At 36.9% G+C, this 14901-nt stretch carries 16 protein-coding genes; all 16 read left to right on the forward strand.

Translation table 11 applies throughout. The annotated features are described in order from the left end of the window. The first annotated feature begins 42 nt into the window (after positions 1-42). The 16 genes from wecA (at position 43) to H598_RS27185 (ending at position 14779) form a co-directional block, all read left to right on the forward strand. On the forward strand, positions 43-1083 hold the full coding sequence (gene wecA / locus H598_RS0112200) for a UDP-N-acetylglucosamine--undecaprenyl-phosphate N-acetylglucosaminephosphotransferase (RefSeq protein WP_245595595.1): 1041 nt from the start codon (positions 43-45) through the stop codon (positions 1081-1083). Positions 1084-1231: 148 nt separating this feature from the next. Further along, on the forward strand, positions 1232-1606 hold the full coding sequence (locus H598_RS0112205; RefSeq protein WP_028113270.1) for an HAD hydrolase family protein: 375 nt from the start codon (positions 1232-1234) through the stop codon (positions 1604-1606). Beyond that, the gene (locus H598_RS0112210; protein WP_028113271.1) at positions 1603-3180 is read left to right on the forward strand and encodes a glycosyltransferase family protein; all 1578 of its coding nucleotides are present in this window, start codon (positions 1603-1605) and stop codon (positions 3178-3180) included. The genes H598_RS0112205 and H598_RS0112210 overlap by 4 nt, the downstream gene beginning before the upstream one ends. Before the next feature lies 1 nt (position 3181). After that, complete coding sequence (locus H598_RS0112215) at positions 3182-3916, forward strand: glycosyltransferase family 2 protein (protein WP_028113272.1); 735 nt, start codon at positions 3182-3184, stop codon at positions 3914-3916. 140 nt (positions 3917-4056) lie between these two features. Beyond that, entirely contained in the window at positions 4057-5097 is a 1041-nt protein-coding gene (locus tag H598_RS0112220) for a polysaccharide biosynthesis protein (protein ID WP_028113273.1), read from the forward strand. Between the two features lie 6 nt (positions 5098-5103). Continuing rightward, positions 5104-5898 (forward strand): sugar nucleotide-binding protein, encoded by a 795-nt coding sequence (locus H598_RS26020; RefSeq protein WP_084144446.1) that lies wholly within the window; start codon positions 5104-5106, stop codon positions 5896-5898. Then, the gene (locus H598_RS26025) at positions 5891-7021 is read left to right on the forward strand and encodes a glycosyltransferase (RefSeq protein WP_084144447.1); all 1131 of its coding nucleotides are present in this window, start codon (positions 5891-5893) and stop codon (positions 7019-7021) included. The genes H598_RS26020 and H598_RS26025 overlap by 8 nt, the downstream gene beginning before the upstream one ends. Further along, on the forward strand, positions 7014-8105 hold the full coding sequence (locus H598_RS0112230) for a hypothetical protein (protein WP_156897021.1): 1092 nt from the start codon (positions 7014-7016) through the stop codon (positions 8103-8105). Before H598_RS26025 ends, H598_RS0112230 begins: the two co-directional genes overlap by 8 nt. Position 8106: 1 nt before the next feature. After that, positions 8107-9354, forward strand: coding sequence for a hypothetical protein (locus H598_RS26520; protein ID WP_156897022.1), 1248 nt, complete (start codon positions 8107-8109; stop codon positions 9352-9354). Continuing rightward, complete coding sequence (locus H598_RS26030; RefSeq protein WP_084144448.1) at positions 9329-10558, forward strand: O-antigen ligase family protein; 1230 nt, start codon at positions 9329-9331, stop codon at positions 10556-10558. Before H598_RS26520 ends, H598_RS26030 begins: the two co-directional genes overlap by 26 nt. Before the next feature lie 15 nt (positions 10559-10573). After that, complete coding sequence (locus tag H598_RS0112235) at positions 10574-11353, forward strand: glycosyltransferase family 2 protein (protein WP_028113276.1); 780 nt, start codon at positions 10574-10576, stop codon at positions 11351-11353. Between the two features lie 60 nt (positions 11354-11413). Then, positions 11414-12193: a glycosyltransferase family 2 protein gene (locus tag H598_RS0112240; RefSeq protein WP_035415859.1), complete on the forward strand. Its 780-nt coding sequence runs from the start codon at positions 11414-11416 to the stop codon at positions 12191-12193. Then, entirely contained in the window at positions 12190-13155 is a 966-nt protein-coding gene (locus H598_RS0112245) for an NAD-dependent epimerase/dehydratase family protein (protein WP_028113278.1), read from the forward strand. Before H598_RS0112240 ends, H598_RS0112245 begins: the two co-directional genes overlap by 4 nt. Before the next feature lie 495 nt (positions 13156-13650). Then, a complete protein-coding gene (locus H598_RS0112250) occupies positions 13651-13959 on the forward strand; it encodes a transposase (RefSeq protein WP_028113279.1) in 309 nt (102 codons plus the stop codon). A gap of 20 nt (positions 13960-13979) precedes the next feature. Next, complete coding sequence (locus H598_RS0112255) at positions 13980-14561, forward strand: DDE-type integrase/transposase/recombinase (protein ID WP_028113280.1); 582 nt, start codon at positions 13980-13982, stop codon at positions 14559-14561. A gap of 41 nt (positions 14562-14602) precedes the next feature. Then, the gene (locus tag H598_RS27185; protein WP_028113281.1) at positions 14603-14779 is read left to right on the forward strand and encodes an integrase core domain-containing protein; all 177 of its coding nucleotides are present in this window, start codon (positions 14603-14605) and stop codon (positions 14777-14779) included. The last annotated feature ends 122 nt before the right edge of the window (positions 14780-14901 follow it).

Raw genomic sequence — 14901 nt, forward strand, 5'->3', positions numbered from 1 at the left:
GAACGATAGTAACGAGTTGGAGTCTTTAGCATGGAGTTGATAATGGCATTTATATGGGCATTTATTTCTTCCTATGTGGCAGTTCGACTCGCTAAGCCTGTTGCTTGTAAAGCTGGGTTGGTTGATAAGCCTAATGAACGCAAACTTCATAAAGGGAGTGTGCCTCTCGTAGGGGGTATCTCGATCTTTATTGGTGTTGTAAGTTCTATAGTTATATTTTTGCCTAGCAATTACACCCTTAATTTATATCTTGTATCAGCCTTAATAATTTTGTTACTTGGAGTTATTGATGATAAACATGATCTAAGAGTATCTTATCGAATCATTGTTCAATCATTATCTGCATGTATAATGATTTTTGGAAGCGGAATGTACATCAGTTATCTTGGTCCAGTGATACCGGGGTTTGATGTTCATCTTGGTAGCTTTGGAATTGTGATAACTGTTGTTGCTGTTATTGCATCAATAAATGCTTTTAATATGGTAGATGGAATAGATGGTTTGGCAGGAATGATAAGTATAGTGAGTTTCCTAGGACTAGCAGTTTTATTTGGTATAAAAGGAAACTCTGTATTTATTTTACCTGTATTGTTTGTTTCTGCGATTTGCGCATACTTGACTTTTAATCTCGGGTGGCCAAATCGAACTGCCAAAAAAGTATTTATGGGCGATGCAGGGTCAATGTTTATTGGGCTGACGGTTGTATGGTTATTAGTTTATGGCACTCAAGGTAAGGACGCAGCATTTAGGCCTGTGATAGCGCTTTGGGTTATTGCACTTCCTTTGATGGACATGGTGGCAATAATGATACGTAGGCTTAGAAAGGGGCAAAGTCCGTTTAAACCAGATAGAAACCATCTTCATCATATATTTATGCGTGCCGGTCTTAGTGCTAGACAATCATTAGTTGCAATTTCTTTTATGTCGCTACTTATGGTTTCATTTGGTGTGTTTGCTGAAGTTTATGGAGTTCGTGACTGGTTGGTTTTTTGCTTCTTTATTATAACGTTCCTTATATATAGTTTTGCAATTCAGTATGTTTGGAAATTGGTTAAAGCCGTAAGGAAAGTCACCGGACAATAGTAATTTTTTATAAGATCAATATGTATAAATTAGCTATCAAAAAATTGCCGAGCTAAAAGTTAACAATGTATTTAGTGTTACTTAATTAATGCTGGACGATGTTGGCATATAAATATTATATAGGCGAAGACTTTTCGTTAGAGGCGATATGAAAAAATTAGTTGTTGACTTAGATGGTACTCTCACGCTAGCAGATACTAAAGATTATAACAACGTTAGCCCAAGGCTTGATGCGATAGAAAAGCTACGAGAATATAAGTCGTTAGGTTTCACGATTACAATATTTACAGCGAGAAATATGCGAACTTATGACGAGAATCTTGGAAAGATTAATATCTTTACTTTACCAATAATCATAAGTTGGTTAGACAAACATGACGTTCCCTATGATGAAGTCATTGTTGGCAAGCCGTGGTGTGGCACTGAAGGTTTCTATATCGATGATAGAGCAATTCGTCCTTCAGAGTTTGCTAATCTCTCGATACAGGAGATTACAGATCTAATTGCAAAGGAAACGTCATGATTATAATTATGTCTTCGGCGTTTGTTGCTTCAGAACTCCAGTCTGAATTTGGGCCATTACCGCCTGCGTTTCTTCCTGTTGGTAATCGTAGGCTTTATGAGTACCAGATAGAGCGCTTATGTACTTCTGAAAAAGTTGTTATTAGCCTTCCTGAAGGTTATGAAGTAGCTCAGTTTGACTCTAAGCGTCTTGAAGAAGCCGGGGTCGAAATTTTATTTTTGCCTCAGGGCTTGAGTCTTGGCGAGGCAGTACTTTATGCAGTAAATCTCTTAGCGTTTTCTGAAGCTGAGTGCTTAAGGATTCTTCATGGTGACACACTTCTTGAACAATTCCCTTCGGAAGATGATATTGTCGCTTTAAGTGAGGTTTCAGATGCGTATGATTGGGCTGTTTATAAGGGCGAAGACAAAGAGCTTTTAGGGCCGATAGATCCTAATCAAGAGACTGTAAGAACTTGGGTTGCAAATGGATATTTCTCATTTTCAAATTCAAGAGAACTAGTGAGGGCGTTAACTGAATCCAGATTTAATTTTGTTGATGCAATAAACATATATCACTATCGAGTTGGTTTGAGACCCGAAAGGGTCGCTGGTTGGTTTGATTTCGGACATGTTCATACATATTTTCGTTCAAAGTCAAACATGACGACGCAGAGAGCTTTCAATCAAATGTCAATAACAGCTAGCTCTGTAACAAAGCGAAGCCAAAAATCTGATAAGATGCTTGCCGAGACAAAGTGGTATGAGGATCTACCTAGTAAATTGAAAGTATACTCACCTCAACTATTAAACAAAATTGACGATGAAAATGGTATTGGATATGAAATAGAATATTTGCATTTAACAGCGTTGAATGAACTATTCACATTCGGGGAATTGCCTCCTTTTGTTTGGCGAAAAATAATCAGATCTTGCTTAGATTTTCTTGATGCCTGTAAAAAAGAAAAATCTCCAGATGATATAGAAGCTGCAACGTTAAATAGCCTATTTGGTACAAAAAGTAAAATTAGGTTAGCTAATTTTTCTGATAGTTCTAAGTTGTCTTTATGTAAGAAATGGAAAGCAAATGGAAAGTATCTGCCTAGTCTTAATGATATCCTAATTAATGTAGAGCCTTTATTGCCAAAAGACTGTCAACAGTCGACCTGGTATCATGGAGATTTTTGTTTATCTAATATTTTATATGACTTTAGAACTGGAAGAGTTAAAGTTATAGATCCAAGAGGGATTTCGCCAGAGGGAGTTATAGTGCCTTATGGAGATATAAGGTATGACTTGGCTAAACTCAGTCACTCAATAATTGGTCGTTATGACTTTATTATTGCAGGTAACTTCGATTTGGATTGGGAGCCTTACAATATAACATTTAAAATTCATGAAACGAATCGTATAAATATTATTGAAAATTACTTTGTCAAGTTAATTGAACAGCGATACGGGCTTGAGAGAAAATGTTTGATTGCAATGCAAATTCACCTATTTTTGTCAATGCTTCCATTACACTCAGATAACTCTCTTCGACAAAAAGCTTTGTTGTGTAATGCCTTAAGACTTTATAGCATTTTGGAGTTATAAAATGATACTAATACCTATGGCTGGAATGAGTTCGCGTTTTTTTAATGCTGGATTCAAGTTGCCAAAATATATGCTTGAAGCACAAGGTAAATCATTATTCGAGCATTCGGTTTGTAGCTTCGAATATTACTTTGATAAACTCCCCTTCCTATTCATTGTTCGTAGTGACTATGATACACCTAGCTTTGTCAAAGCTAGTTGTGAAAAGTTAGGGATTCATAAGTACGAGATTGTTGTTTTAGATGGCAACACCAGAGGGCAAGCTGAAACAGTTGCTTTAGGTTTGTCAGAAACTAATTGGCAAGGATCTTTAACGATTTTTAATATAGATACATTCAGGCCAGGATTCAGGTTTCCGGCAAACTTAGAAGTCGATGGTTACTTGGAGGTATTTAGAGGAAGTGGAAGTAATTGGTCTTTTGTGATGACAGAGTCTTTAGAGTCAACCAGAGTAATTAAGACAACAGAAAAAGATCCCATTTCAAATCTTTGTTCTACTGGCCTATACTATTTTTCCAGTAAGGATACTTTTTTAGAAGCATACAATAAAATGTTAGCTTTGCCAAGAAGTGAGTGGCCGAACGGAGAGTTATATATTGCACCGCTCTATAATTACCTGATTCAAGATGGTTTGGATATTCAGTGTGAAATCATTGAAAGGAAAGACGTTGTTTTTTGTGGTATTCCAGAAGAATATCTAGCATTACAGAATGGTCAAACCACTTCAAAATATTAAGCAATCTAATTGCTGTGGGACTGAACTATCTGATCCATGTTAGTCGCCCCAGCCAAAATTTTATGACTTTAAACGTCAATGTTTTGTAACTTTATTTTGATAAGGTTACTGAAGTTATTAGAAAGTATCGAGACAAAATTATGGTAAATATTGATAAAACAAAATTTTCAGATAAAAGCGTTCTTGTAACAGGAGGCACTGGTTCCTTTGGTTCGACTATTATTAGCGATCTGTTAAATTCAGATGTTTCGATGATTAAAGTTTTGTCAAGAGATGAGAAAAAGCAAGAAGAGCTACGGTTTAGATTTAATGATTCTAGAATTAAGTTCTATGTGGGCGATGTGAGAGATCCACAATCGGTTAATCGGGCTGTGAGAAATACAAACTTTGTTTTTCATGCTGCTGCACTTAAACAAGTGCCTTCTTGTGAATTCAACCCCTTTGAGGCCGTAAAAACTAATATTGTTGGCGCGAATAATGTTATCGAGAGTTGTATTAGTCATTCTGTTGAGTCATTAGTGGTTCTTAGTACAGATAAGGCTGTTTATCCTATTAATACTATGGGAATATCTAAAGCTATGATGGAAAAGTTAGCTGTGAATTCTGCAAGAGAATGCTATTACAATAATGGCGTTACAAAAATAAATGTAACTCGTTATGGCAATGTAATGGGGTCTCGTGGCTCAGTCATACCTTTGTTTATGGACAAAATACTGAAGGGTGAAGACATCACCATAACAGATCCAGCAATGACTCGCTTCATGATGACTTTGGAAGAGTCTGTTGAGCTGGTTTATCACGCTTTTTTGAATTGCTCTCAGGGAGAAACTGTTGTTAAAAAAGCGCCTTCAGCGACAATTGAACAGTTGGCGAGAGTTCTGAGAAAAATGTTTAATTCCTCAGTAGGAATTAAAAATATTGGTCCTAGACACGGTGAAAAGCTTCACGAGTCTCTTTGCTCTGCTGAAGAGATGAGCGTCGCGAAGGATATGGGGCAGTTTTATAGTATTCCAGCGGATATTCGTAAGCTTACTACTTATGACTCTAATAACACTAAAAATTCTCTTAAATTAAGTGATGTTTATGCATCTGACAATACTCATATTTTGAATGATGATGAGCTAGAGACGCTTTTGCTTAAATTGGACATTGTGAAGAAAAAATTAGAGATTAATAAGTAGAATAGTATGAAAGTTGTAGTTCTTGGTAGTAAAGGAATGCTGGGCTCTCAATGTGCATCTTATTTGAAAGGTCGTGGTGTTGAGACTGTAGAGTTTAACGAGAAATTTCAAAGGATTTCATATAAAGAGTACCTTTGTAAATTAGAATCCCTCAAGCCAGATCTCGTTATTAACTGTGTGGGTAAAATTCCACAAAAAGACAGCCAGTTAAATGACTATTATAATTCAAATGTAGCTTTACCAATGGCATTAAGTGAGTTACAAGAAAATATAACAATAGTCCACGCTTCTACCGATTGTGTTTTTGAACCAAATAATCCAAATAATAGTATTAGTAATGGTCAAACGAGCGCTAGCGATGAGTATGGATTGTCTAAGGCGATAGGCGATTCTATTTTAAAAGGTAGACCTAATACCTATATACTTAGAGTGTCTATTATTGGCGTTACTGACGGTAATTACTCAAATGGCTTAATTGATTGGTTTATTCGACAGAAGGGCAGTGTCATTGATGGCTATTGCAATCACTTTTGGAATGGAATAACGACGTTAAGGTGGGCGCAATTCGTCTATGAACGTTTTATTGGAACGACTGACTTTCGTTCGTTAAGCAGTGTTACACATCTTGGTTGTAGTGAGAAAATAAGTAAGTTTGATCTACTAAATATGGCTAATGACATCTTAGGTTTAGGGGTTGAAATAAACTCTCTGAATACAGAACAACCTGTTGACCGATGTCTAGTAGTAGATATTGAACTCGGTAATATTAAAGACCAATTAAGAGACCTAAAAATTGATTAATGAACGCCCATTATTAACTGTCCTTATACCGACAAAGAATAGATACTATACGTTATTGCCGTTATGCTCATATCTTCAAAGTAAAGAAGGTGATTTTGAAGTCGTGATTACCGATAATTCCTCAGACAACTCTGAGTATATTGGTTTTTTTAATGAGTTGGATTCCAGGTTTAAGTATTTATACGAGCCAAGAACTCTAACAATGAGAGAGAATTGTGAGCGAGGTGTAAATATTGCTCGTGGTAAGTATATCACTATGTTAGGAGATGATGATGGAATAATTATTGATAATGCAATTGAATGTATAAGTTATCTTGAATCAAATCATTTGGACTTTGCATTGTCTCCTGCCTGTAAGTATTTGTGGCCAAATTTAAAAACACGGATATTCGGAACTAAGTCTTATGGAATTTTGAGAGACTGTGATTATCTATCAGAAAAAATCAGGATCAATTCCAGGGACGAACTTAAAAAAGTTGCAAGATATGGTGGTACGAAAATAATAGATTTACCAAGATTCTATCAAGGAATCGTTAAAACTAAGTTTCTTCACGATTCAATGAAAGAATTCGGCACGATACTTTTGGCATCAATGCCCGATATGAGCTCGTCAGTGTTGCTAGCAAAAAAGACAGAGTTTGGTGTGAAATACGATATGCCATTTATTATCAATGGAGTTAGTTCTAACAGTGGCGGCGGGCTAGGTGCAAGAGGAAAGCATAAAGGCAAGCTCGAAGATGGCTATGGTTTGTCGAGGAAAGATATTGAGGAGTGGCCTAATAATGTCCCTAGATTTTGGAGTGGTGGAACTGTTTGGGCGGCGTCTTTTCAAATTACCCTTTCAAAGGTAGAAAAGGACAGTGATGTGTTACTAAATGAGAGTGCATTAGCTGCGTACTGTATAGTTTTTCATCATAAGTTAGCTTTGTCTTTAGGTAAGCCATTTTTGAAAAAAAATCTTTCTTTGGGATTGATAGGCGAAGTATCAACTCAGATATCTCACCGTTTAGCATCTCTTGTTCGCAATTTTTTATTTTATTCATTTAAGGTGAAAAATAGAAATATTAATAATATAAAAGATGCGATAATTTCAATCGAGACTGAAGGTCGTCCGAATGGATAATGGAAAATTACATCTTTTTCGTCCTCATAAAGGGCCTTGGTATAAGGTTCCACTAGTTAAAGCTCTTAAAGGAACCACTGTGGCGGTTAAATACAGCTATATAGTGGATAATACTGATGCGAGTTTTTTACTTTTTCTTAAGTCCTGGTCAGTAAAGAATTTTTGGTTTAATGTTAAGGAAATAATTCTCCTAATCGTCTGGTGTATTTATTATGGTAAAAGTTTTAAGAGAATAAAAGCATCGGTTGGCGAACTCGATACTCTGTTATTTTTTTACCATGGAAATCTATCTACAGTGGATTCATCCTATGATCAGGATGTTATTGATGCTCTAGCTAACTATAATTGCAAAAAAGTATGCCATATTACACATTTTCAATATGGTCTGGATGTAGGTCCAAAGAATTTAGACATAGTTAAGCCAGACTTGTTAATCGGTGAGGGGGATCCAAGATTATATAATGAGAAGTTAGCTAAATTGTGGGAGAAATATGAGTTTCAAGTTCTGCCATTTTGTGTAAAAGAAAAATTCTTTGATAATTTGGTACCTTTTAATCTCCGTGGTGCTAATGTAGTAACCACAGGAACAATAGCACCGCCGATTTCTGATTCAACTTTTATAAATTTTTATGGTACCGATTGTCTTCAGCCTGAAAGGCTCGAAGTTCTAGAAAAGTACTATAATAGTAAATATGTCAATTGCTTTATTTCTAATAATTATAATGGTGCCAATCATGGCTTAAATGACCAAAACGAATATTTTAAATGCGACATTTCTCAACTATATAGTAATCATAAGTTCGCTATTGTAACTAGTGAAATCGTAGGTTTTCCTGCTATTGGATTGTTTGAAGCGCTAGTAAGTGGGTGTGTTGTCATCTCAACGGATGAAGCATTGTTAAAAACATACGGAATGAAGCCAAATATTCATTATGTTTATGTAGATGATTACGACAAGGTAGAAGAGGTGTTAGGGGGGATTTCTCAAGATGATATTAAGAGCATAATTAAAAATAGTAGTGAAATTTCTAAATTATTTTCTTCATATAGCCTAAGTCGTAAAGTTCTTTCATTGTGTTCTTGATATGAATAAGTACTTATATGTAGCTTTAAGTGGCGGATCCGGAGCTCTCAATGTAGTTACAATCCTGCTTTTTGTTCGAGCTTTAGGTGTAGAGTCATCTGATCTCTTTCTTTTTACACTTGCTTTCGTTAACTTTGTCGTTATATTGTGCGCATCGCCGATTAATACAGGGAAGTTGAAATATTTAATTAATAAATATGATTCGGACGAAGATATTAAACGAGCTGTGTCACATGGTTTGTATTTAGTCGGCCTTAAATATACGCCATATCTACTTATTTTGGTATTAGCTGTATTTTTTTGTCTTTTAAAAACAAGCTCTTTAAACTACAATGATTCATTGTTAAGCTATTCTCTGATTGTATCAATTTACAGTATTTCCTGCGTACTGTATGACTGGAACAAAATTGAGCTTCAAATTGAGAAGAGTTTTATAGAGTTCTCTGCTTTTAATCTGTTTCTTAATTTGATAGCTGTTCTGTGCGTATACTTCTTATTTGATAGCGTTGTAGATTTTCTTATTTTACTCGGCGCAATTAGATTCGTTTTTGTTTTATATTGTAGCGTTAGGAGGCATCAGGATTGTAAGAATAGTGAAGTCAATGTTTCAGGAGATATGCAGAGCGAGTTTAATGAAATGATAAGCACATTAAAATTTTACTCTTTCTCTGTATTTTTCACAGGCTTATCGGCATTTCTTCCTGGTTATTTGTTGTCCTTCTATCAAACTGGTTATTTAACTGCGTATCAACTTGCATACAGATTCATCACTGCGCCACTGTCATTACTAATTACTCCTTTTGTTGATTATGTTAGGTATAGTTTAAAGACTTCTTTGATAATGCCTAGTGATTATACAAAAAATGTAGTTGTAGTGCTTTCATTTACTATTTTTCTTTCCGGTGGACTATTAGTATTTTCCAGAGAGGTTTCTTCCTTCTTTTTGCACGATGAACAATATGTCGAAATCTTTGTGTCGACGATGCAAGTTCTTGCTTTATCCATGGTATCTGGTGCACTTTACATATTAAATACTAGATTGGCAGAGTTGAGATATTCAATTTCAAGGATGAGTACAATTGGTTTGTCTATTCATTGTGCATATATTTTGTTGATTATTTTTTCTACTTGTATTCGTGACTTTGATTACTTTGTACTTTCTAGATTAGTGATTGATTTATTTGTTTTTCTACCGGTATCCTTTTATTTTCTTAAGAGGTCAAATGCAGTCCAAAGTAGTGAAACCTAATAATTTAGTAGTAGTGTTTTTGGTTGCGCTATTCTCTCCAATAATTGGAGTTAAAGTTGGTGCAACCATCAAAGCTTGGATGTTATTAGCACCAGTTATAATTTTGATTTCTCCTTATAAGTGGCGATTGAATAAACCGTTATCGATGTTTTTGTTTGGGTTTGCTTGTACCGCTATATTATCTCTGTTGCTTAACCTTCATACTACAGCGTCCTCATCGCTATTTTTCTTGATGGGAATTTTTTTGCTGTTTTTGTTGTTATTATCTATTTCTTCAATAAAAACAGTTGACTTTGAGACTTCCTTCAATCGATTTTGCGTTGTTTATATTGTCATTACAACTATCTATTATGCAATAGGGATTAATCATTTTAATGAAAGCTTTACCGAAAATAATATTACATATTATGGTATATTCGTTCAGCATGGAATGCCGCGATTATCAGGTTTAGTTGGCGATCCAAATCTTTGTGCATTTTACTTTTCAGTTTTATTAATTATAAGCCTTTCTTTACGAAACCATTTTATTTCAACATTTTGTGTATTAATTATAATTCTTACTGGTTCTCGAACTGCATTTGCGTTCTTAGCACTTTTGGCAGTAATCTATCTTGTTTTTAGACCTAGAAAGTTACTGTTAACTATACCACTGGTGTTAGTATTAGTTAGCTTCATTTCTACGTACATTTTTTTTAGTAGTGATACTATAGCTTCGGTAGAATCAATTTTGAGGATAGGAAATTCAGAAAGTATTTCTCAGGCCGGTGGCAGAATGCATATTTGGAAAGAAGTATTGGCCCATATTGCTGAGCAGCCACTTCAAATCTCCGGCTTCGGAAGTAGTAGAGCATTTACTGAAAGTGTTATAGGGACTCCGACGTATTTTCATAATACCTTTTTAGAGTTAACTTTCGAACTTGGAATATTAGTAACGACAGCGTTTATTTTGGTTGTATTGTTTATTATATCTTGTTTCAAATCTAATAATGAATTGAAAATAATGTACATAGCATCTTTGATGTGCTTTGGAATGTCATTATCATTGACTTTGAATGAAGTTTTATACTTCTCACTATTTGCATTGTATTTGGGTCATTTTTCAAAATCCTCAAATCTAAGAAGTTGGTCGCTTAAAAATGATCAAATTTTGGTATATAGGCAAAAGATTCTAGCTTTAAATTCAATTAGCTATAATAAAAAATAAGGTGTAATTGATATAATGGACCTGCAAGTTCTAGTTTCCACGATGAATGAACGAGTAACAGCCATCAAGTTTAATCCAAGATACTCATATGTGGTTGTGCATCAAATAACGGATCGAAGAGAGAAAGAATACTCGGATTTTATTTCCGTCATCGCCGATTCAGTGAATGTTAAATATATTCAAAGTAAAGAGCTGGGGCTTTCTAAGAGCAGAAATTTGGCGATTTCAAATAGTACTTCAAGATTTGGTTGGATCATGGATGATGACACTGTCTTACTAGATGAGGTTTTAGATAATTTTAAAGACATCCAAAATGATGAGTTAAGCTTTTATTCGGTTAATTATTTTCTTGGATCAAATTTGAAAATAACCGGGAAATCTGGACGGCTGGTAAATAAGTACAGTGCGGCCAAGATAACGTCTATCAATTTAATACTTGATTTCCATAAGGTTAGTAAGACAATTAGCTTTGATGAATCGCTGGGGTTAGGTACTCTTTACCCGTCTGGAGAGGAATACGTCTTTATTTCTACCCTTTTGGATAAAGGTCATAGAGGAATGTTCACTTCATTAGTGGGTTGTAGACACCCAGAAATTACATCAGGATCTGACTTTTTTTCTACAAAGCCTAAAGTGTTGGCTAAATTTATTATGTTTGATAAGGTTTTTGGTAAAACTGCAAAAATATTTGCTCTGATATTTACATTGAAGAAGTTTAATAAGGTCATGAAATCTAGTTTATACATGAGCTTGTTGGCAAGATACTTATTTAATCTTGATAGGGATGAACTGTAGTATTTATCTGACTTTATTGTCTTATTTTATCAAAATCCATATGCGTGGAGAGTTTTGCATATGAAAATAAATAATACCGAAATTGATTTGGTGTCAATTATTACACCTTTATATAACTCTAAGAAGTATTTGCTCGACACCTATAATTCAATAAGAGCTCAGTCCTATTCAAATTGGGAATGGCTAGTAACAGATGATAGGTCTAATGATGGAAGTTTTGAGCTGATATGTGAATTAGCAAAGAAAGATCCAAGAATCAAAGTTCATCGAAATGAGGTTAATTCAGGGGCCGCAGTTTCACGTAATCGATGTATTGAAAATTCTAAAGGAAGATACTTGGCTTTTTTGGACTCTGATGATTTATGGCTTCCCTGTAAGTTAAAAGTTCAAATTGACTTTATGAGACAAAATAATACTGAATTGTGTTATATGGACTATGGATTTATTGACGAAGATGGGAATAAAAAGGATAAGGTTAGAACTACACCTGATAGTGTGGATTACATCCAGCTGTTAAGAGAGAATATTATAGGCTGTTTGACCGTGATATACGATACAAAAAGGTTGGGTAAAGTCTTTATGCCATTAATTCGAAAGCGCCAGGATTATGGCTTGTGGTTGCAAATATTGAAGGTGATTGAAAAGGCTGACAGATGTCCCGGAGTTCATTCTCTTTATCGACAAAGAAAAAATTCTGTATCTAGTAATAAATTTGAGATGGTTAAATATAACTTCTGTTTATTTAGGGAGCATCAAGGTATGGGAACAATAAGAGCGTCTTATTGGGTGTCGATAAATATTCTGAGTAAATTATTTAAAAGAAATAAGGTTAGAGCATGAAAGTACTAGTAACTGGTGGTAGTGGATTCATTGGCACTCGATTAGTAAGTAACTTATTAGAAGAGGGGCATGAGGTTGTTATTTTTGATAAAGCTGAGAGCAAGTGTTTTCCTGAGTTAGTTTATTTGGGAGATGTGCGGGATCTGAGTGCGCTTTCTGAAGCTTGTAAAGGAGTAGACGTAATATATAATTTGGCTGCCGAGCATGCTGATAATGTATCACCTTGCTCATTGTATTATGACGTGAACTGTATGGGTGCCGAAAACGTAACTAAAGCCGCAAAGGAAAATGAAGTTAAGAGTATTGTTTTCACGAGCTCAGTAGCAGTGTATGGTCTCGATAAAGATAACCCGAGTGAAGAAACTAAGCCGGAGCCATTTAACGAGTATGGCAAAACAAAGCTCGAAGCTGAAAATATACTTTGTGCTTGGGCAGCTGAGTCTGTTGAAAATTCGCTAACAATAGTACGACCCTCCGTAGTCTTTGGCGAGGGTAACAGAGGCAACGTATATAATTTAATAAATCAAATAGTTTCTGGTTCATTCTTAATGGTTGGTGCAGGAAACAATTTCAAATCAATGTCTTATGTTAAAAACGTAGCCAAGTTTCTGATGGGGAGAATTGAGTCTCCACAAGGTGTTAATATTTATAATTATGCAGATAAGCCAGATTTAAGTTCAAAGGAAATTGTTGGTGCAGTTTATGAAGAGACTGGTATTAAAGGCAAACCATTTCATTTGCCTTACACAATTGGATTGATTGGTGGTTTATCATTTGATTTGCTAGCTAAGTTGACAGGTCGAAAGTTCTCAGTGAGCTCCATAAGGATAAAAAAGTTTTGTGCTAATACAACCGTAAATTCTCAGAAGGCTATGGAGTCTGGTTTTTCGCCTGAGTATACAATTGAAGCAGGACTGAAGCGGATGGTTAGAGAAGATTTCCCAAGAAAGAGTCGATCATAAAAACAATGGGTAAAGAAGCTCTAACTTCACTTAACCGAGAATTCAGATAATAAGAGCTATGCTCATGGTTGATAGGGGAGGAAGGCAACCGTTAGTATTGGTACGCTTCTTTTAGCTAAGAGTAAAACGAGATTGCCATGAGCTACAAGCAGTCGACTGAGAGCCAAAGATATCAGAACTCTGTCTTTCTGGCTCGTGGCGTCTCACAAGCAGTCATTGCCAAAACTATTTGTAAACTCAAGTTCTGTATTTCTTGAGAGCTGAGTTGAAACAGCCAAACTAATGTGAGCTCTGACCTCTGCTCCCTGTGTTGCGTATCAACAAGTAATGCGGTGTCAAACCGTAACTGCCAAACGATGTAACCCGCGATAAGTCATAGACTTCATTTAGACCACGCTGGCGCTTGACTTGAGTCCAGAGCAGATAAAGCAATATATGTAATGATCCAGAGAAGAACTGCACAGGGTATAGTGCTATTCAGATCAGGAGTCAGTCATGCAGCACGAACCAGAACTAAAGCGATGGACCGCCAAGCGAAAGGCGGAGTTGGTCAAGGAGATCATCAAGGGCAAGACCGCGGTCAAGGAAGCCGCCCGAAACTTTGATCTCACGCCAGCCGATGTTGAACGCCGGGTAGATGACGCCATGAAGGGGATGGGGAACGCCCTCAAGGCCAACCCCATGGACGTCAGGGAACAATATGAGAATAAGATTGATGATCTTCACGCTGCCTATGGCGAAGCGATGCTTGAGGTTAAGTTCCTAAAAAAGTTGCAGCTCCATCTCGACCAGGACGACGGATAGTCCAGCAAGTCAGGGATGAGATGGCCAAGGAAGGTCACCCGATCACCATAAGCCAAGCGTGTCGTTGGTCGGGGTTGCCCCGCCGCAGCTTTTACTACCGAAGCCGTAGGCAGCCGCCTAAGTTGAACGAGGTGCTTGCTCAACGGGTAAAGCGTGTCATTGACGCGTTGCCTTACGCAGTGTATCGAACGGTGGCCTACCTGCTTGGTGAGAACAAGAACACCATCCAGCGTCTGATGAAGCTCAAAGGCTGGCAATGCCGCAAGCGCGCCATTGGCTTTCGGCCAAGGGTGGAAGCGAAACGCTCCGTGGCTGATGCACCGAATAAGCGCTGGTCAACAGATATTGCTCGAGTCTGGTGTGGCGAACAGGATCGCTGGGCCGCTCTGACTTTGGTCATGGACTGCCATACCCGGGAAGTGCTGGGCTGGAGCCTGAGTAAACGGGGAAATGCTAAATCGGCCGTTGCAGCCTTAGAAGATGCCTTGCTGACCCGTTACGGCACGATTGGTAAAGTCACCGCAGGCTTACAGCTACGAAGCGATAATGGCTTGGTGTTCACATCCAAGCTGTATACCGGCAGGCATACCAATATGGGCTGAAGCAGGAGTTCATCCAACCTCATACACCGCAGCAAAATGGCATGGTGGAGCGGTTAATCCGAACCATCAAAGAACAATGCTTGTGGATGCATAATTTCAGCTCTCTGCCGGAGGCGAGAAACGCCATAGGTAAATGGCTGGAGTTTTACAACAATGAGCGCCCGCACCAAGCGCTCAAGATGAAAACACCGGCTGAGGTGAACGCCTTAGCCGCATAAGTTGTGCAGAAAAGGCTGGGTCATTACATGATATTGACCCAGGAACCTGTGTAACAATAGAGCCAAGCTAAATACACGAACTTAAAAATACTGGAGTGATAGACATGATGGTTTTCTGTTTA

The sequence above is a fragment of the Ferrimonas kyonanensis DSM 18153 genome (genome assembly GCF_000425405.1).
In the GTDB taxonomy this organism is placed as follows: domain Bacteria; phylum Pseudomonadota; class Gammaproteobacteria; order Enterobacterales; family Shewanellaceae; genus Ferrimonas; species Ferrimonas kyonanensis.

Coding starts and splice junctions, on each gene's coding strand:
- H598_RS0112215 (WP_028113272.1), top strand. CDS start 3,182: ATGATACTAATACCTATGGCTGGAATGAGTTCGCGTTTTTTTAATGCT.
- H598_RS0112210 (WP_028113271.1), top strand. CDS start 1,603: ATGATTATAATTATGTCTTCGGCGTTTGTTGCTTCAGAACTCCAGTCT.
- H598_RS27185 (WP_028113281.1), top strand. CDS start 14,603: ATGGTGGAGCGGTTAATCCGAACCATCAAAGAACAATGCTTGTGGATG.
- H598_RS0112250 (WP_028113279.1), top strand. CDS start 13,651: ATGCAGCACGAACCAGAACTAAAGCGATGGACCGCCAAGCGAAAGGCG.
- H598_RS26520 (WP_156897022.1), top strand. CDS start 8,107: ATGAATAAGTACTTATATGTAGCTTTAAGTGGCGGATCCGGAGCTCTC.
- H598_RS0112245 (WP_028113278.1), top strand. CDS start 12,190: ATGAAAGTACTAGTAACTGGTGGTAGTGGATTCATTGGCACTCGATTA.
- H598_RS0112230 (WP_156897021.1), top strand. CDS start 7,014: ATGGATAATGGAAAATTACATCTTTTTCGTCCTCATAAAGGGCCTTGG.
- H598_RS26020 (WP_084144446.1), top strand. CDS start 5,104: ATGAAAGTTGTAGTTCTTGGTAGTAAAGGAATGCTGGGCTCTCAATGT.
- H598_RS0112240 (WP_035415859.1), top strand. CDS start 11,414: ATGAAAATAAATAATACCGAAATTGATTTGGTGTCAATTATTACACCT.
- wecA (WP_245595595.1), top strand. CDS start 43: ATGGCATTTATATGGGCATTTATTTCTTCCTATGTGGCAGTTCGACTC.
- H598_RS0112255 (WP_028113280.1), top strand. CDS start 13,980: ATGGCCAAGGAAGGTCACCCGATCACCATAAGCCAAGCGTGTCGTTGG.
- H598_RS0112235 (WP_028113276.1), top strand. CDS start 10,574: ATGGACCTGCAAGTTCTAGTTTCCACGATGAATGAACGAGTAACAGCC.
- H598_RS26030 (WP_084144448.1), top strand. CDS start 9,329: ATGCAGTCCAAAGTAGTGAAACCTAATAATTTAGTAGTAGTGTTTTTG.
- H598_RS0112205 (WP_028113270.1), top strand. CDS start 1,232: ATGAAAAAATTAGTTGTTGACTTAGATGGTACTCTCACGCTAGCAGAT.
- H598_RS0112220 (WP_028113273.1), top strand. CDS start 4,057: ATGGTAAATATTGATAAAACAAAATTTTCAGATAAAAGCGTTCTTGTA.